Source organism: Mesorhizobium sp. LSJC285A00 (assembly GCF_000503155.1).
Taxonomy (GTDB): Bacteria; Pseudomonadota; Alphaproteobacteria; order Rhizobiales; family Rhizobiaceae; genus Mesorhizobium.
In genome coordinates, this window is record NZ_AYVK01000026.1 from 67629 (window position 1) to 85576 (window position 17948).

The following is a 17948-nucleotide window of genomic DNA, read 5'->3' on the forward strand; positions in this document are numbered from 1 at the left end:
GACTGCTTTTTGTCGGGCCAGCCCGGAAAGCGGGAAGCGCTTTCAAAAATTCAATGCTACTAAGCTCTTGCCAGGCAATTCCAGGAAACGAGTGCGGCGGTTTTCCGTCCGGAATTGCGTAAGACAGACGTGAGCAGCGAAGGCGACGGCAGGACATGGCAAGAACCGATATAGCGCGGCGCGTCTACAACCACACCTGGAAGCTGGACCCGATCGTCCGCAGCCTGCTCGACACCGATTTCTACAAGCTTCTGATGCTGCAGATGATCTGGGGCATGTATCCCAAGGTCGACGCCACCTTTTCGCTGATCAACCGCACTACCTCGGTGCGGCTTGCCGACGACATCGACGAAGGCGAATTGCGCGACCAGCTCGACCATGCTCGCACGCTGCGCTTCTCCAAGAAGGAGATGATCTGGCTTGGCGGTAACAATTTCTATGGCCGCAAGCAGATCTTCGAGCCGGAATTCCTCGGCTGGCTGGAAGGTTTTCGGCTGCCCGACTACGAGCTGTCCAAGCGCGACGGTCAGTACGAGCTCTCCTTCAGCGGTCCCTGGATGTACACCACCCTGTGGGAAATCCCGGCGCTGGCGATCATCAATGAGCTTCGTTCCCGCGCCGCCATGCGCGCCTTCGGTCCCTTCGCGCTTGACGTGCTCTATGCACGCGCCAAGGGGAAGATGTGGGCCAAGACCGAACGCTTGAAGGCGCTGCCCGGCATCCGCATCTCCGATTTCGGCACCCGCCGCCGCCATTCCTTCCTGTGGCAGCGCTGGTGCGTCGAGGCGCTCAAGGAAGGCATCGGCGAAGCCTTCACCGGCACCTCGAACGTGCTGCTGGCGATGGACAACGACCTCGAAGCGCTCGGCACCAACGCGCATGAATTGCCGATGGTTTTTGCCGCCCTTGCCAAGTCGGAAAAGGAATTGAAGGAATCGCCCTACAAGGTGCTGCAGGACTGGCAGCGCTATTACGGCGGCAACCTGCTGATCGTGCTGCCCGACGCTTTCGGCACCGCATCCTTCCTGCGCGACGCCCCGGACTGGGTCGCCGACTGGACCGGCTTCCGCCCCGACAGCGCGCCGCCGATCGAAGGCGGCGAAAAAATCATCGACTGGTGGCGCGAGAAGGGCAAGGACCCCAGGCAGAAGCTGCTGATCTTCTCCGACGGTCTCGAGGTCGAAACCATCGAGGAGACCTACAGGCACTTCAAGGGCAAGGTGCGCATGTCCTTCGGCTGGGGCACCAACCTCACCAACGATTTCGAAGGCTGCGCGCCGACCGAAACCAACAGCCTGGATGCGATATCGCTGGTCTGCAAGGTAACGGAGGCCAATGGCCGGCCGGCGGTGAAGCTGTCGGACAATCCGGCGAAAGCGACGGGCGACAAGAAGGAGATCGAGCGCTATCTCCGGATTTTTGGGGCGAAGGACCGCGTGGAGCAGCTGGTCAAGGTTTGAGGGTCGGCGGGTGCCTTGCTGGACGAAATGGAAATCGCGATAGCGTGAGTTCCCGCCCACCCCCCTCTGTCCTGCCGGACATCTCCCCCGCAAGGGGGGAGATTACCCCGTCATCTCCGCCTTCGCTAATCTCCGACGTTGCAAAGGAAACGCCGGCAGGGCAACTGCCAATCTCCCCCCTTGAGGGGGAGATGTCCGGCAGGACAGAGGGGGGCGTCGTAGAGCGCGGCTGTCACCGGCCAACCCTTATCACCACCACCCTCACACTCCTCCCCACCCCTGCCTTCGCCCACGCCTCCGACCGCGGCCACGTCCTCCTGCTTCCCACCGGCTACTACATCGCCGGCGGCGCGCTTGCCGTCGCGGTCAGCTTCCTCGTCCTCGCCCTGCTGCCACCCGCAACCCTCGACCGCTTCTGGCGCCGCCGCTTACAACTTTTCACCTTCAGCGACACCGCCCGCACAATCATCAGCCTCATCTCCTTTGCCGGCTTCGCAACGCTCATCGCCGCCGGCCTGTTCGGCAGCCGCGACCCGCTCTCCAATCCGCTGTCGCTAACCATCTGGACGCTGCTCTGGGTCGGCCTTGCCATCGCGCAAGGCCTGTTCGGCGATCTCTGGTCGTGGCTGAATCCATGGTATGGCCCGCGGCGGATCGAAAGCCGCCTGTTCAAGCTTCGTGGCGGTGAGGGACAGAAATCGCGTTTGCCTTCATGGCTCGGCCGCTGGCCGGCCGTTATCCTGTTCTTCGCCTTCGCCTGGTTCGAACTGATCTATCCGGCGCCCGACGACCCGGCGCGGCTGGCCTATGCCGCCGGCCTCTACTGGTTGCTTACCTTCATCGCCATGCTCGCCTTTGGCTACCGCGATTGGAGCCGGCGCGGCGAATTCCTGACGATCTTTTTCGCCATGGTGGCTCGTTTCGCCATCGTCGAGCGCGATGAACACGGGCGGCTCGCTCTCTGCTGGCCGGGCTCAAAACTGCTCGGCGCAGCGCCCCTGCCGGCAAGCGGTATCGCTTTCCTGCTGCTCAGCCTGTCATCGGTGTCCTTCGACGGCCTGTCGAAAACCTTCTTCTGGCTCGGCCTGTTCGGCATCAACCCGCTGGAATATCCCGGCCGCACCGCGCTCATCGGCATAAGCAGCTTTGGCCTCGTGCTGACCTTCGTCCTGCTCGCGGCGGCATTCCTGCTGGCCGTCATACTCGGCCAGCGCCTTGCCGGCAGCCGACATTCCCACGGCGAGGCCGCCGGGCTGCTGGTCTGGTCGATCGTACCGATCGCGCTCGCCTATCATGTCGCGCACTATCTGACGGCGCTGCTGGTCGACGGCCAGTATGCGATTGCCGCTTTGTCCGACCCGTTCGCGCTGGGATGGAACCTGTTCGGCGCCGCCGACATGCAGATCGAGGCCGGCCTCGTCGCCGGGGCCCACTCCGCCTGGTGGCTGTGGAACCTGCAGGCCGGCATCATCATCGCCGGGCACATGCTGGCGGTGCTCGTTGCCCATGGACTGGCCTGGCGACTGCACCAGGCGCCATCGCGCGCCGCCCTCAGCCAGTTGCCGCTCACCATGCTGATGATTGCCTACACGATCTTCGGCCTGTGGTTGCTTGCCACGCCGACGGCCGGATGAGACAAGCTGATCCACATGCCTTTGCGGAAAGCCCGCTTGCAAGCTCTGTGCTTTGGTGATTTAGTTTGTACACATGCAATTTCTGCCCCTCCTGCAAGGGAGTGGCCTTGCCTCGTTACAGACAGTCAAAACTCAAAAACAGGGGAACTGCCGTGACTGACAAGAATGGGTTTTTCGATCTCTCCAAATCCACCCTTAGCCGCCGCACCGCGCTGAAAGGTCTCGCCGCCGGCGCCGGGCTGACGCTCGCGCCCGGCTTCGTCCGCTACAGCCAGGCGCAGAGTTCGGCGCCAATCAAGATCGGCTTCCAGTCGCACCGCACCGGCATCGGCGCCGCCTATGGCCGCTGGTATGAAAAGACCAGTGCCGCCGCGGTCAAGGCGATCAACGACGCCGGCGGCATCAATGGCCGACCTGTCGAACTGGTGATCGAGGATGACGGCACCGATCCCGGCCGTGGCGCCGAGGTGGTCGGCAAGTTCGCCACCCAGCACAAGACCGACATCGTCTTCGGCACGCTGTTCTCGCATGTGGTGATCGGCTCGGCGCCGGCCGCCGGCGAAAACAAGATCCCGTATTTCGTCGTCAGCGAAGGCCACCACGTCGCTTCGACCAAGCTCAACCGCTATGTCTTCCAGCCTGGCATCACCGATGTGAAGAGCCAGATCCAGTCGATGGCGCCATGGATCGCGGCCAATGCCGGCAAGAAGGTGACGCAGATCTTCCCCGATTTCGCCTTCGGCTACGACCATCGCGACTACCTGCCGCCGGCGCTGAAGGCGCAGGGCGCCGAGGTCATCGCCCAGATCGCCATCCCGCCGACAGAGTCATCTTTCACGAAATACTTCCCGCAGATCCCGGCCGAGACCGAAGTCATCTACCACGTGATGGTCGGCCCGGCCGTGCTCACCTTCGTCAAGGAACTCGGCGAGTTCTACGGCTCCAACCGGCCGCAACTGTTCGGCTTCATCGATTCGCTCGAAGCCACCGACATCAACAGCCCCGGCCTCGAATTTTTGGACGGCAGCCATTTCTGGGAAGGTTCGCCGCGCTATGCGCAGGCCAATGACTCGGCCGCCCAGAAAGCCTACCGCGCCGCTGTCGGCATCGACGACAATGGGGCTGCCGTCGGCGACCCCAAGGACGTCTCCACCGCCGCCCACATGTTCGGCTGCTGGGAGACGCTCTATGTCGTTAAGAAGGCGATGGAAGATGCCGGCTACAAGGGCCCGGAAGACCGCGCCAAGCTGGTAGAGGCGACCGAGGCTCTGACCGAATTCGCCGAAGGCCCGGAGCATCCGCAAGGCCCCAAGACCTTCAACGGCAAGATCCACCAGTGTTTTGGCATCCAGAACATCTCCAAGGTCGAAGGCGGCAAGATGAAGGTCGTCCACAAGACCAAGATCGAGGACGGGCTTTACGAGGCCGAAGGGGATTATACGACGCAGGCGCTGTGAGGCGCCTTACCCTCCCCCTTGTGGGGAGGGTCGGCACGCAAGCTTCGCACTTTTGCGAAGCTTGCGAGACGGGGTGGGGGTCGCGACGGCCCGTGCCCAACCCCCACCCGACCGCTGCGCGGTCACCCTCCCCACAAGGGGAGGGTAAGGGCGCCCTGAATGCATTTCGGACCCCACCTCCTCCTCGCCGCCCTCGAAGGCCTTGTCACCTCCGCCGTGTTGGCGCTGACGGCGCTTGGGCTGTCGCTGGTGTTCGGCGTCATGCGCGTCGTCAACGTCGCCCATGGCGAGTTCTTCATGCTGGGCGCGGTGCTGGCCTGGGCGATCTCGACGGCGATACCCGGCCATCCCACGCTCGGCTTCCTGGCGGCGCTGGTGATTGCGCCGCTGATCGTCGGCGCCATTGCGCTGGTAGCCGAGCGGCTTGTGCTGCGCCGGCTCAATTACAATCCGGAAGCCACCATCGTCGCCACGATCGGCATGCTTTACATCATCCAGCAGCTGGCGTTGAGCTTCTATGGCCCGGAAGCGCGCCCGGTGGAGCCGCCCTTCAGCTACCGCATCCTTTTGCCCTGGTTCGGCTATTCCGGCTACAAGCTGTCGATCATTGCCGCTTCGGCCCTTCTGCTCATCGCCACCTGGCTGGTGCTGACGCGCACCAAGATCGGCCTCATCATGCGCGCCACCCAATATGACAGCGAGACGGCGCAGGCCTTCGGCATTCCGGTCGACCGCGTCTATGCCGGCGTCTTCGGGCTCGGCGCCATGCTGGCGGCCATCGCCGCCGTGCTGATCGTGCCGATCAGTCAGGCGCATTATCTGATGGGACAGGACCCGCTGCTGTTGTCCTTCATCGTCGTCATCATCGGCGGCCTCGGCTCGCTGCGCGGCACCGTCGTCGCCGCCGTGCTGATCGGCCTGTCCGACGGCATCATCTCGGTGTTCTTTTCGCCGACTTTGGCCAAGATCATCGCCACGCTGCTGGTGGCCATGGTGCTGGTATTCCGGCCGCAGGGCCTGTTCGGGCAGGCGTCGCGATGAGCGAAGCTTCGCCGGCAAAAGCCTATGCATTGCATCTCGGCGTCATCGCGCTACTGTTTGCGCTGAGCTTCGTCCTGCCCGACTACCATCATGGCCTGCTGGCCCGCATCATGGTGCTGGCGGTGTTCGCCATGGGCTACAACATGCTGTTCGGCTATGTCGGCCTGCTCAGCCTCGGCCACGCCATGTTCTTCGCCGCCGGGCTCTATGGCGCTGGTCTCGCGGTCATCCATCTCGGCTGGAGCGTGCCTTTGGCTTTCCTCGCCGGCATCGCCTGCGGCGCGCTGCTGGCACTGGTGATCGGCCTGCTGGCGCTGCGCACCACCGGCGTCGCCTTCATGATCGTCACCATGATGTTCGCGCAGGTGTTTTACCTCGTCATCCTCTATTTCGCCGCCTGGACCGGCGGCGACCAGGGTCTGGTCGTGCCCCAGCCGGCGCGGGTTCTGGCCTTCGGCGCGACATCGCTCGACCTAACCAACCCGACCGTGCGCTACATGAGCGCGCTGGCGCTGTTCTCGGTCGTGCTGCTGATCACCCTCGCCATCGTCCGCTCCCGCTATGGCCGCGTGCTGGTCGCGGTGCGCGAGAACGAGGAGCGCACGAAAATGCTGGGCTACGACACCTTCTCCAACAAGCTGATCGCCGTCGTCGTCTCCGGCACCATCTGCGCCGCCTCGGGTGCGGCCTATGCGCTGCTGTTCGGCTATGTCGGCTCGAGCTTTGCCTCGGTGCAGTATTCCATCCTGCCGCTGCTCTGGGTGCTGCTCGGCGGCGCCGCCACGACGCTGGGCGCGCTGCTCGGCACGGTGTTCATGTACTATGTCATCGACACCGCCAGCGGCTACACCTCCGCCTATCTCCTGATCGTCGGTATTGCGCTCATCCTGCTGGTGCTGTTTTTCCCCGAAGGCATTCTGGGCACCATCCGCCAGCGCTGGCTCGGGTGGCTCCCATGATGCCGTTGCTGACCACCAAAGGCCTGGCGCGCAGTTTCGGCGGCCTGCGCGCCGTCGACGGTGTCGATTTTCAGCTGATGCCGGGCGAGATCCGCGCCGTCATCGGCCCCAATGGCGCCGGCAAAACCACCTTCGTCAGCCTGGTCAGCGGCCGCATTCAGCCATCGTCCGGCATGATCGTCTTCGACGGCGCCGACATCACCAGCCAGCCGGCCTATCTCAGGGTGCGCCGGGGCATCGCCTACACCTTCCAGATCACCAGCGTCTTCGCCAACCTCTCTGCCTACGATAATGTCGCGTTGCCGGTGCAGCGCACGCTGACCGATGGCCGCTCGAAAGGTGCGGTGCGCAACGGCGTCATGGCCGCGCTGGAACGCACCGGACTTGCCGGCCGCGCCCATATGCCGGCCGGCCAGCTTTCCTACGGCCACCAGCGCCTGCTGGAAGTCGCGATGGGCCTGGCGCTTAAGCCGCGGCTTTTGATCCTCGACGAGCCGACGCAGGGGCTGGCCGACAGCGAGATCGACAATTTCATCGGACTGGTGCGCGAGATTGCCAAGAGCGCCACCGTGCTCCTGATCGAGCACAACATGCCGGTCGTCATGCAGCTGGCCGACCGCATCACGGTCTTCAACGCCGGCAGGATCCTGGCCGAAGGCACGCCCGAACAGGTTCGCGCCAACACACAGGTGCAGGAAGCCTATCTGGGGACGGCGCCATGAGCGAAGCCCCCAAGACTGAGGCCCCCAAGACTGAGGCCCCCAAGACTGAAGCCCACAAGACTGAAGCCCACAAGACTGAAGCGCTGACCATCTCCAGGCTCGATTGCTTCTATGGCGAGGTTCAGGTGCTCTACGAGCTTGATCTCGTGCTCAACAAGGGCGAGGTGCTGTGCCTGTTCGGTCGCAACGGCGCCGGCAAGACGACGGCGCTGAAAGCAATCATGGGGCTGGTTCGCTCGAGCGCCGGTTCGATCCGGCTCGCCGGCAAGGAGTTGACCGGCCTGCCGGCGCATGAGGTGCCCAAGGCCGGCGTCGCCTATGTACCGCAAGGCAGGCGGCTGTTCGCCGAGATGACGGTGGCGGAAAACATCGAGATCGGACTGATGGCGCGCGGCAACGGAAGNGGAAGAGCGACGCGCGAGAGCGTGCTCGACCTCTTCCCGTTGCTGCGCCAGCGGCTGCGGCAGCGCTCCGGCACTTTGTCCGGTGGCGAACAGCAGATGTTGGCCATGGCCCGCGCCCTTTGTCTGGAGCCGCAGGTGCTGTTGCTAGACGAGCCGACGGAGGGGCTGATGCCGTCGATGATCGCCAAGATCCGCGAGACGGTGGTGAAGCTGCGTGAGCTAGGTGTCTCCACCATTCTGGTCGAACAGCGCGTCGACGCCGTGCTGTCCGTCGCCGACCGCGTCTGCTTCATCGAGAACGGCCGCAACCGCGAGACGGTGGATGTCGAACAGCTTCGCGCCGATCCGTCGGCGGTGCGCCGATATGTAGGGGTGGGATAGACTTTACCCTCCCCCTTGTGGGGGTCCGAAGGACGGGCGAGACCCGTGGCTCGCCCCGGCAAGTGGCTGCGAAGCAGCCGGGNCCGACCCCCACCCGGACCTTCGGTCCGACCTCCCCACAAGGGGGAGGTAAGGGCCTAGCGCCCTTTGCATCAGAACAAAAAACCCGCAATCACAAAGATCGGCATCAGCACCAGGCCCGACCACGCCATGTAGCCGAAGAAACCCGGCATTTTCACGCCGCGATGCCGGGCTATGGCGTAGACCATAAAGTTGGGTGCATTGCCGATATAGGTGTTGGCGCCCATGAACACCGCGCCGGCCGAGATCGCGGCCAGCGTCGAGGCCGCCTCCGTCATCAGGTGCCGCGCGTCGCCGCCTGCGAGTTCGAAAAACACCAGATAGGTCGGCGCATTGTCGAGGAAGGACGACAGCCCGCCGGTCAGCCAGAAATAGGCGAGATCATTGGGCTGGCCGGTGGGTGACGTCACCAGCGCCACCAGCGGCGCCAGCGCGCCGTCATGGCCGGCGCGAAGGATGGCAATGACCGGCACGATGCAGATGAAGATGCCAGCAAACAGTTTCGCCACCTCCGCGATCGGGCCCCAGGTGAAGCCGTTGGCCTCGCGATGGCTCTTGAGTGACACGACAAGCGACAGTCCGGCGAGCCCCAGGATGATGGCGTCGCGCGCCAGGTTCTGCAGTTCGAGGCTCACGCCCAGCACTGAAAAGCTCACGCCCGGCTTCCACGCTGCCGACAGCAGGATCGCGGCAATGACGCCGGCCAGCAGCGGCAGATTGGCCAGGCCGCGAAGGCGCACCTTCGTATCCGGCGTCGGATCCTTGATCTTCGGCGCGCCGCCTTCACGGCGATGCAGCATGATGTCGATGGCCAGGAAGACAAGCAGCACCAGGCCGCCGGTAAACAGCGTCTCGCGCCAGAGGTTCGCCGACGTCCAGAAGAAGTCGACGCCGCGCAGGAACCCGACGAACAATGGCGGGTCGCCCAAGGGCGTCAACGAGCCGCCGATGTTGGACACCAGGAAGATGAAGAAGATGACGACATGGGCGTTGAACTGCCGGTTGTCGTTGGCGCGCAGCATCGGCCGGATCAGGATCATCGAGGCGCCGGTGGTGCCGATCACCGAGGCCAGCATCGCCCCGACGAGCAGCAGCCCGGCATTGACCAGCGGCGTGCCATGGATGTTGCCGGCGACAAGGATGCCGCCCGAAATGGTGTAGAGCGCGAACAGCAGGATAATGAAGGACATGTATTCGGTGAGCAGCGTGTGCAGCACGGCTTCACCGGCTACCGGAACGCCGAATGCAACCATCAGCGGGATGACCGCCAGCGCTGCCCAGCCGGCGGCGATCTTGCCGTAATGATGCTCCCAGACATGGTGGAACAGCAGCGGTCCGGTGGCGATCGAGAGCAGCAGGCCGGCGAAAGGCAGCGCCCACCACAGCGACATGGCAGCATCGGGCAGGCCGCGGGCCTCAGCCGCGAAGGCCATTTGCGGAGACACAGCGGAAGCGAGTACACCTGCCGCGAAAGCCTTCCCCAACTGTGTGCAGCCCCCTCGATGCGTCACGATCCAGTCACTCCGAGATCGGGTCTTCGAGCTTCACCCCGGCATCGCGCATCCGCTTCAGCATCGCCTCGACCGAACCGTTGAGATCGATGCCGCGGCAGGCGTCGAGCCGCACCGTCGTCGTGAAGCCTTGCTTGACCGCGTCGAGGGCCGAGAAGGCGACGCAGAAGTCGGTCGCCAGACCAACCAGGGTCACGGTGCCGATGCCGCGCTCCTTGAGGTAGCCGGCGAGCCCGGTCGGCGTCTTGTGGTCGTTCTCGAAGAAGGCGGAGTAGCTGTCGATATCGAGGCGGAACCCCTTGCGGATCACCAACTCGGCCTTGGTCCAGGCGAGCCCCGAGTGAAAGTCCGAGCCGAGGCTGCCCTGGATGCAATGGTCGGGCCACAGCGTCTGCGGCCCATAGGGCATCTCGATGGCGCTGAAGGGCTGGGCACCCGGATGGCTGGAGGCAAAGCTCGAATGTCCGGCCGGGTGCCAGTCCTGCGTCAGCACGACATGCTCGGCGTGCCGAATCATATCGTTGACCAGCGGCACGATCTCGTCGCCGCCGGCAACCGCCAGCGCGCCGCCGGGGCAGAAGTCGTTTTGCAGGTCGATGACAACAAGCGCTTCGTCGGCCATGGCGCCTCTCCTCTTCTACGTCTCGAACGGGGGATCGAGTGAAATACGCCGCTGATGCGACCGGATGCAGAAACTTGACCGGATGGCCGCCTGCGTCAACCTCCTACAGCGCCGCGCGTCCCCTTCGGACGCGCAAAGGACGCTGTAGCACTTTACTTTGCGCAGGATCCTTTCCGAAAATCGATTCCGATTTTTGGGGATCGTGCGCGGACGTAACAAATGCGTGGCGGCCGGGTTCCCTTAAACTCCGGCTTTGACAATTTCCGCCAGCTTGATATCATTTGCATACGAATGAATTTGGCCTGGTCAGACACTGGCGGGGTTGGGGAAGACCCCACCCTTGAAGGCCCCAATGGGAAGGCCGATTTTTTTGGAAGGCAAAGCGTGATCCGTTACGCGAAACCCACCACGCTCGACGAGGCGCTCGCTCTGCTGGGCGAGGGCGCCTGGCGCGTGCTTGCCGGCGGCACCGATTTCTATCCGGCGCAGGGCGCCAAACCGTTCCGCGAGAATGTTCTCGATATTAACGGCCTGCACTCGCTGCGCGGCATTGCCGAGACCGAAACACATTGGGTTTTGGGCGCCCGCACCACATGGACCGACCTTATCCGCCATCCATTGCCGGCGGCTTTCGATGCGCTGAAGCAGGCCGCGCGCGAAGTGGGCTCCCTGCAGATCCAGAATGTCGCCTCGATCGCCGGCAATCTCTGCAATGCTTCGCCTGCCGCCGATGGCGTTCCGGGACTGCTGGTGCTGGACGCCGAGGTCGAGCTGCGCTCTGCAGCCGCGACGCGTTATCTGCCGCTGCAGGAGTTCATTCTCGGCAACCGCCGCACCGCGCTGCTACCGGGCGAGCTGGTTACCGCCATCCGGGTGCCGAAGCCCAGGGCCACCGGCACGTCGGCCTTCGTCAAGCTCGGTGCGCGGCGCTACCTCGTCATCTCCATCGCCATGGTGGCGGCGCGCCTCGTTGCCGAGGATGGCATGGTCATGGAAGCCGCTGTCGCGGTCGGGTCCTGCTCGGCCGTGGCCAAGCGGCTCGCCGCTGTCGAAGCCGTGCTGGTGGGCAAGCCTGTCGGCCCGGCACTCGCCGATGCGCTCCTGTCCGCGCCGATGGCCGAGCTCTCGCCGATTGCCGACGTGCGCGGCAGCGCCGAATACCGGCTCGACGCAGCGCGCGAGCTTGTCGCTCGCGCCGTGCTGGGGGCCTGCGGGCTGACGAACGACAACAGCATGGTGGCGGCATGAGCCACTCCGAGATGATTGAAGCCCTGCCCGACCTCGTGCCGGGCCTCGGCATCGAGCGCGCCGAGATCGCCTTCGCCGTCAATGGCGCCGCCGTCTCGGTCAATGTGCCGCCGCTGCGCCGGCTGTCGCAGGTTTTGCGCGACGAATTGCAGCTGACGGGCACCAAGGTTGGCTGCGATGCCGGCGATTGCGGCGCCTGCACAGTGCTGGTCGACGGCGACGCCGTCTGCGCCTGCCTGATGCCGGCGGCCTCCGCAGCCGGGACGTCCGTAACGACCGTCGAAGGCCTCGCCGATCGCCGGCTGTCGGCGCTGCAGGCGTCCTTCCTGGCACATGGCGCCGCGCAATGCGGCATCTGCACGCCGGCGCTGCTGGTCGCGGCAACGGCGCTGCTGGATGGCACGCCGAATCCGACCGAGACCGAGGTGCAGGATGCGCTGGGCGGCATCCTCTGCCGTTGCACCGGCTACAGAAAGATCATCGCGGCAGTGATGGATGCGGGACGGTTCGAGACGTCGACCGACGGCGCTGCCCCTCATCCGCCTGCCGGCACCCTCACCCCGTATAGTGACGGGGAGAAGGGAAGTGCTCCAGCGCCGACGCTCCCCGCTCCCCGTTCTTCACGGGGAGAGGGTAAGGGTGAGGGGCAGCGCCAACGTCATTCGTTGGAATTCAACTTTGAACGTAGAAGGCCAACCACAGGGAATGCTGTAGGCGCCTCCCCGGTCCGGCTCGACGGCGTGCCAAAAGTCACCGGCGCTGAAAAATTCGGCGCCGATGCGTTTCCCGCCGATGCGCTGGCCGTGCTGGTGGTCCGCTCGCCGCATTATCATGCCGGCTTCGCCTTCGGCGACCTGGAGGGCTGGGTGAAGTCGCATCCCGGCATCGTCGGCGTCTTCACCGCCGCCGACATTCCGGGAAAAAACTGTTTCGGCGTCATCGGTCCGTTTGCCGACCAGCCGGCGCTGGCCGAAGGCTTTGCGCGGCTGCGCGGCGAGGCAGTGGCGCTGGTCGCCGGCGAGCGCGAGGCCATGCTCGATCTCGACCTCCAGGATTTCCCGGTCCGCTGGACCGAGCTGCCGCATTTTCTGCAGCCCGGCGACGCGCAGGCAGAAGGGGCGGCGCTCATCCACGCGAACCGCCCGGCCAATTTGTTGACCAAGGGCTTCGTAGAGCGCGGCGACCCCGAGGCGGCGCTTGGCGAGGCTGCCTTCACGGTGTCCGGTGCCATCGACACCTCCTATGTCGAGCACGCCTACATCGAGCCGGAAGCCGGCCATGCCTACATGGACGGCGACACGCTGGTCGTCGTCGCCTGCACCCAGGCCCCCTACATGGACCGCGACGAAACGGCGAAGGTGCTCGGTCTTGCCGTCGACAAGGTGCGCATCGTGCCGACCGCGACCGGCGGCGGCTTCGGCTCGAAACTGGACGTTTCACTGCAGCCGCTCATCGGCCTTGTGGCGCTGAAGACCGGCCGGCCGGCAGCACTGGCCTACACCCGCAACGAATCCATGATGTCGACCACCAAGCGACATCCCGCCGAGATGAAGGCGACCATCGGCGTAGATGCCGAGGGCCATGTCACCGGCATGGTCTTCACAGGCGATTTCAACACCGGCGCCTATGCCAGCTGGGGCCCGACCGTCGCCAACCGCGTGCCGGTGCATGCCTCCGGTCCCTATGCGACGCCGAACTACCGCGCCGAAGGCCGCGCCATCCACACCCACGGGCCGATTTCCGGCGCCTTCCGTGGCTTCGGCGTGCCGCAGGCGACGATCATGCAGGAGACGCTTTACGATGAGCTTGCGGGCAAGCTTGGCATGGACCGGCTCGATTTTCGGCTGAAGAACTGCCTTCGGAACGGATCCGAAACGGTTACCGGACAGCGACTGGAGTCGGGCGTCGGCATTTTCCAGTGCCTCGACTCCTTGCGACCGCATTGGGCTCGCGCGAAGGCCGACGCAGATACATTCAACAATGCCAATACGAGCAAAAAGCGCGGCGTCGGCGTCGCGTCCTGCTGGTATGGCTGCGGCAACACCTCGCTGCCCAATCCGTCGACCATCCGGGTCGGTATCTCGCCAGAGGGGGAGGTCATCCTGCATCAGGGCGCCGTCGATATCGGCCAGGGCTCCAACACCGTCATTGCCCAGATCTGCGCCGACGCACTTGGCCTGCCGCTGGAAAAATTCAAGCTGAGAAGCGCCGACACCGCGATCAGCCCGGACGCCGGCAAAACATCGGCCTCGCGCCAGACTTTTGTCACCGGCAAGGCTGCCGAAAAAGCCGGCCGCGCCTTGCGCGAAAAGATCCTGCGCTTTGCCAATGTCTCGGAGAACGCGGCCCTGCAATTGGACGGCCCGGCGATCGTCATTCGTGAGGGCGAAGCCACTCGGCGTATCGATCTCGCCGCGCTCGATGTCGATGCGGACAGTTTCGTCTTTCGCGCCGAGGAGACCTACGATCCGCCGACGCTGCCGCTCGACGCCAAGGGCCAGGGCAAGCCTTACGCCGTCTATGGCTATGGCGCGCAGATCGCCGAACTGGAGGTCGACCTCAAGCTCGGCACGGTGAAGCTCTTGAAAATCACCGCCGCGCACGATGTAGGCAAGGCGATCAATCCGCTGCTGGTCGAAGGCCAGATCGAGGGCGGCATCGCGCAAGGCATCGGCATGGCGCTGATGGAGGAATACATCCCCGGCCGCACCGAGAATTTGCACGACTATCTCATCCCGACCATCGGCGACGTGCCTGAGATCGAGCACATTCTGATCGAGGTTCCCGATCCGGAGGGACCGTTCGGCGCCAAGGGCCTGGGCGAGCATGTGCTGATCCCGACCGCACCCGCCATCCTCAACGCCATACGCCACGCCACCGGCGTTCTCATCACCAAGGTTCCGGCGACGCCGGCGCGCATCCGCGCTGCTATCCGCGACAAGGAGGCACGCCGATGAGCGAGCTTGCCGAACGCTTCGAAACCCACGATCCCGGCGAAAAGCTGGTGGCGGAAAAGATCCGGTGCGATGCCTGTCCGGTGATGTGCTACATCGCCGATGGCCGCACCGGCGCCTGCGACCGCTACGGCAATGTCGGTGGCCGCATCGTGCGTACGGACCCGCTGACCATCCTCGACCATGCGGCAGAGAGCGGCGCCGCGGTCGTGCCCTTCACCGCCGAGGGCGAGCAATGGGACGGCGAACTGGTCAACACCGGCCGCCGCTTCGTCACTGCAATCGGCGCCGGAACCACCTATCCCGATTACAAGCCGGCTCCCTTCATCGTCAGCCAGGAGGTCGAGGGGGTCGATCTGGTGACCGTGGTCACCGAAGGCATTTTTTCGTACTGCGGCGTCAAGGTGAAGATCGACACCGACCGCCATCTCGGTCCCGAAACGGCAATCGTGCGCGCGCAAGGCGAGCCGATCGGCCACGTCACGACAGGCGAATACGGCTCGCAGATGCTGTCGCTCGGCGGAGTGCATCATTTGACCGGTGGCTCTAAGGCCGAAGGCCGGGCAACCTGCGACGCGATGCTCGGTCTGTGCAATCGCAAGCCGGTCGAACTGACCATCGATGGCGGCGCCACCATCATCGTCGAAGCCGGCAAACCACCTGTCATCGACGGCAAGCAGGAACACCGCATGCGGGTCGGCTGCGGCTCGGCGACGATCGGCATGTTCGCCACGCAATGGCGCGGCCTAGTCGACGAGGTGGTGGTGGTCGACGACCATATCACCGGCGTCGTCTCCGAGCATCAGGCCGGCAAGGTGCTGGGCTGGCAGGATACCGGCATCAAGATCATCGGCCGCCGTTCGACGCCGGGCCGCTATTTCAAGGTTTCCGAGCCCGGCCTCGGCTGGGGCGGCACCTCGATTTCCGACCCGCTGTCGATCCTCGGCGAATGGAACGCCAAGAAGGGCGCCCGCCCCGGCCTGTCGCTGCTGATGGTGTCGACCACCGGCGAGCAGTTCGCCTATTACGAGCTCGACGACGAGTTGAAGCCGGTGGAAAAACCGTTCCCCGAGCGGCTGCAGAAATCGGTCGGCCTGATCGAGGACAATTGCGAGCCGGCGCTCTGCACCGTGCTGTTCATCGGCGGCGCCGGCGGTTCGCTGCGCGCCGGCGTCACCGAAAACCCGGTCAATCTCACCCGCTCGGTGCAGGGCTTGAATACCTATGTTACCGTTGGCGGCGCGCCGGTCTATGTCTGGCCGGGCGGCGGCATCACGCTGATGGTCGACGTCATGCGCGTGCCGGAAGGCGCCTTCGGCTATGTGCCGACGCCGGCGCTGGTGGCGCCGATCGAATTCACGCTACGCCGCGACGACTATGTCCGGCTGGGCGGCTACGAGGCCGAGATACGCAGCGTCGAGGATATCGTTGCCAAAGGCGGCGAATATCTCAACCCGCGCCGCGGCTCAGGCGCCGAGGCTCAAAATCCATGGCCGCCGCTGGCGCAATTGCGCCGCGTCGGCTCGAACGGGGCCACCTGATGCAAGGCCCGCAAGTCCACTGGCTGCAGGACGGCAAGCGGCTGCACCTCAACCACGGGCCGATCGACCTGATCGTCCAGGCCTTTGGCGAGGCGGATGAGTGTCGTGCCGCCTACGCCCAGTCGATCGAGCGCTTCCAGACGATCCTGGTCGAGTTGGTCAAGGAGCTTCCGGAACTGCGCCTCCCGGCATTTTTCCTGGCGCCACGCACCTTTGCCGGTCCGACGGCCCGCCGCATGGAAGCAGCCGTCATGCCCTTGGCGGAAAGCTTCATCACGCCGATGGCCGCCGTCGCCGGATCGGTAGCCGACGAAATGCTCTCGGCATTGCTTGCAGGCCGCAGACTCGACCGCGCCTATGTCAACAATGGCGGCGACAGCGCCCTCCATATCGGCAAGGGCCAGTCGATGAACCTGGCGATCGCCGGCACCGGCAACGGCATGGCCGACCGCCTCACCATTCGCTCGGCGGACGGCGTGCGCGGCGTCGCCACCAGCGGCTGGCGCGGCCGTTCGTTCTCGCTTGGCATTGCCGACGCCGTCACCGTGCTGGCCCGCACCGGCGCCGAGGCCGATGCGGCGGCGACGCTCATTGCCAACGCCGTCGACCTGCCCGGCAATCCCGCCATCAAGCGCATTCCCGCGCACGACTTGGCGCCCGACAGCGATCTCGGCGCGCGGCTGGTGACACAAGCCGTCGGCATGCTCGCGCGTGGCGATGTGGAGCGGGCGCTGGACAATGGCCTTGCCGTCGCCGAAGATTTTCGCCGGCGCGGCCTGATTGCCGCATCGGCGCTGTTTCTAGGCGGGGAAGCGCGGATCAGTGGTTCCATGGCGCTTGCCGCGCCCAACAAAAATCCAGGGAAGGAAGTTGCCCATGCCTGAGTTTCCGATCCGCAAGATCGCGGTTCTGACCGAAGAGATCTTTCACGATGGCGGCCCGGTGGCGGCTGCGCCGCGCCGCCGCGCGGCGGCCGTGNCGCGGCGGCCGTGGCGCTGGTGAAGAACCCGTTCGCCGGCCGCTACGTCGAAGAACTGCAGAGCGCCATGGACGATCTGAAGCCGCTTGGCCTGCTGCTCACCGACAAGCTCATTGCCGCATTGGGCGGCGACATCAAGCAGATCGACGCCTACGGCAAGGGCACCATTGTCGGTTCGTCAGGGGAGCTGGAGCACGGCGCGCTCTGGCATGTGCCGGGCGGTTATGCCATGCGCGAGCGGCTGGGCGACGCCAAGGCGATCGTGCCGTCGGCAACCAAGGTCGGGGCGTTCGGCTCGCGGCTCGACGTGCCGCTCGGCCACACCAACGCTGCCTATGTCCGCAGCCATTTCGACGCCATGGAAGTCGGCATCAGCGACGGGCCGCGTGCCGACGAAATCCTGTTTTGCCTCGCCATGAGCTGCGGCCCCCGTGTGCATGACCGCATGGGCGGCCTCGCGGTTGGCGACATCAAGGCCTGGGACGGCTTACGATGAGCGGCGGCGACAATCTGCTGAAACTGGTCGAGGCCGAAGAGCCCGACGAACATGATTACCGCCTGCAGGAGCAGGTCGGCTTCATCCTGCGCAAGGCGCATCAGCGCCATGTCTCGATCTTTGCCGCCCAGATCAGCGACCTGACGCCGCCGCAATTTGCTGCACTTGCCAAGCTGCACGATGTCGGCGAGACCTCGCAGAACCAGTTGGGAACGCTGATCGCCATGGATGCGGCGACCGTCAAGGGCGTGATCGATCGGCTGAAGGCGCGTGGCCTGGTCGACCTGACCAAGCATGAGGTCGACAAAAGGCGCCTGCTGGTCAACCTCACGCCAGAGGGACGCGAGGCGATCGAACGGCTGATCCCGTTGGCCCGCGCCATCACCCAGGAGACACTGGCGCCGCTGACGGCCAAGGAAGCGGCCACGTTTATGCGGCTGCTAGCGAAGTTAGCCTGA

The 17948-nt window shown here is 64.9% G+C and carries 14 protein-coding genes and 1 pseudogene; 13 read left to right on the plus strand and 2 right to left on the minus strand.

Features of this window, described 5'->3' with window-relative positions; all coding sequences use genetic code 11:
• Positions 1 to 155 precede the first annotated feature (155 nt).
• From pncB to X726_RS148635, 7 genes are all read left to right on the plus strand, one after another.
• Entirely contained in the window at positions 156 to 1460 is a 1305-nt protein-coding gene (gene pncB / locus X726_RS148665; RefSeq protein ID WP_023671281.1) for a nicotinate phosphoribosyltransferase, read from the plus strand.
• Between the two features lie 191 nt (positions 1461 to 1651).
• Positions 1652 to 3094 carry a hypothetical protein gene (locus X726_RS148660; protein ID WP_023671282.1) on the plus strand — a complete coding sequence of 481 codons (1443 nt, stop codon included), beginning with the start codon at positions 1652 to 1654 and terminating at the stop codon, positions 3092 to 3094.
• 152 nt (positions 3095 to 3246) lie between these two features.
• Complete coding sequence (locus X726_RS148655) at positions 3247 to 4551, plus strand: ABC transporter substrate-binding protein (RefSeq protein WP_023671283.1); 1305 nt, start codon at positions 3247 to 3249, stop codon at positions 4549 to 4551.
• Positions 4552 to 4710: 159 nt separating this feature from the next.
• Complete coding sequence (locus X726_RS148650) at positions 4711 to 5592, plus strand: branched-chain amino acid ABC transporter permease (protein ID WP_023671284.1); 882 nt, start codon at positions 4711 to 4713, stop codon at positions 5590 to 5592.
• A complete protein-coding gene (locus X726_RS148645; RefSeq protein WP_023671285.1) occupies positions 5589 to 6551 on the plus strand; it encodes a branched-chain amino acid ABC transporter permease in 963 nt (320 codons plus the stop codon). Before X726_RS148650 ends, X726_RS148645 begins: the two co-directional genes overlap by 4 nt.
• Complete coding sequence (locus X726_RS148640) at positions 6548 to 7273, plus strand: ABC transporter ATP-binding protein (protein WP_023671286.1); 726 nt, start codon at positions 6548 to 6550, stop codon at positions 7271 to 7273. The genes X726_RS148645 and X726_RS148640 overlap by 4 nt, the downstream gene beginning before the upstream one ends.
• Positions 7270 to 8058, plus strand: a complete 789-nt coding sequence (locus X726_RS148635) for an ABC transporter ATP-binding protein (RefSeq protein WP_023671287.1) — start codon at positions 7270 to 7272, stop codon at positions 8056 to 8058. The genes X726_RS148640 and X726_RS148635 overlap by 4 nt, the downstream gene beginning before the upstream one ends.
• 152 nt (positions 8059 to 8210) lie before the next feature.
• Here the strand turns inward: X726_RS148635 and X726_RS148630 are convergent, their stop codons facing one another.
• Positions 8211 to 9572: a sodium:proton antiporter gene (locus X726_RS148630; RefSeq protein WP_050588558.1), complete on the minus strand. Its 1362-nt coding sequence runs from the start codon at positions 9570 to 9572 to the stop codon at positions 8211 to 8213.
• Between the two features lie 85 nt (positions 9573 to 9657).
• Positions 9658 to 10272 (minus strand): bifunctional nicotinamidase/pyrazinamidase, encoded by a 615-nt coding sequence (gene pncA / locus X726_RS148625; RefSeq protein WP_023671289.1) that lies wholly within the window; start codon positions 10270 to 10272, stop codon positions 9658 to 9660.
• Positions 10273 to 10656: 384 nt separating this feature from the next.
• Here pncA and X726_RS148620 point away from each other — a divergent pair, with 384 nt between their 5' ends.
• The 6 genes and pseudogenes from X726_RS148620 to X726_RS148600 all read left to right on the plus strand — a co-directional run bounded on the left by X726_RS148620 (position 10657) and on the right by X726_RS148600 (position 17948).
• Positions 10657 to 11520, plus strand: a complete 864-nt coding sequence (locus X726_RS148620; protein ID WP_023671290.1) for a xanthine dehydrogenase family protein subunit M — start codon at positions 10657 to 10659, stop codon at positions 11518 to 11520.
• Positions 11517 to 14477: a molybdopterin-dependent oxidoreductase gene (locus X726_RS148615; RefSeq protein ID WP_156940671.1), complete on the plus strand. Its 2961-nt coding sequence runs from the start codon at positions 11517 to 11519 to the stop codon at positions 14475 to 14477. Before X726_RS148620 ends, X726_RS148615 begins: the two co-directional genes overlap by 4 nt.
• A complete protein-coding gene (locus X726_RS148610) occupies positions 14474 to 16015 on the plus strand; it encodes a 6-hydroxynicotinate reductase (RefSeq protein ID WP_023671292.1) in 1542 nt (513 codons plus the stop codon). The genes X726_RS148615 and X726_RS148610 overlap by 4 nt, the downstream gene beginning before the upstream one ends.
• Positions 16015 to 16899 (plus strand): thiamine biosynthesis protein ApbE, encoded by an 885-nt coding sequence (locus X726_RS148605; protein ID WP_023671293.1) that lies wholly within the window; start codon positions 16015 to 16017, stop codon positions 16897 to 16899. The genes X726_RS148610 and X726_RS148605 overlap by 1 nt, the downstream gene beginning before the upstream one ends.
• A pseudogene (locus tag X726_RS01000000167150) lies at positions 16892 to 17490 on the plus strand (amino acid synthesis family protein). Before X726_RS148605 ends, X726_RS01000000167150 begins: the two are co-directional and overlap by 8 nt.
• Complete coding sequence (locus tag X726_RS148600; RefSeq protein ID WP_023671294.1) at positions 17487 to 17948, plus strand: MarR family transcriptional regulator; 462 nt, start codon at positions 17487 to 17489, stop codon at positions 17946 to 17948. Before X726_RS01000000167150 ends, X726_RS148600 begins: the two are co-directional and overlap by 4 nt.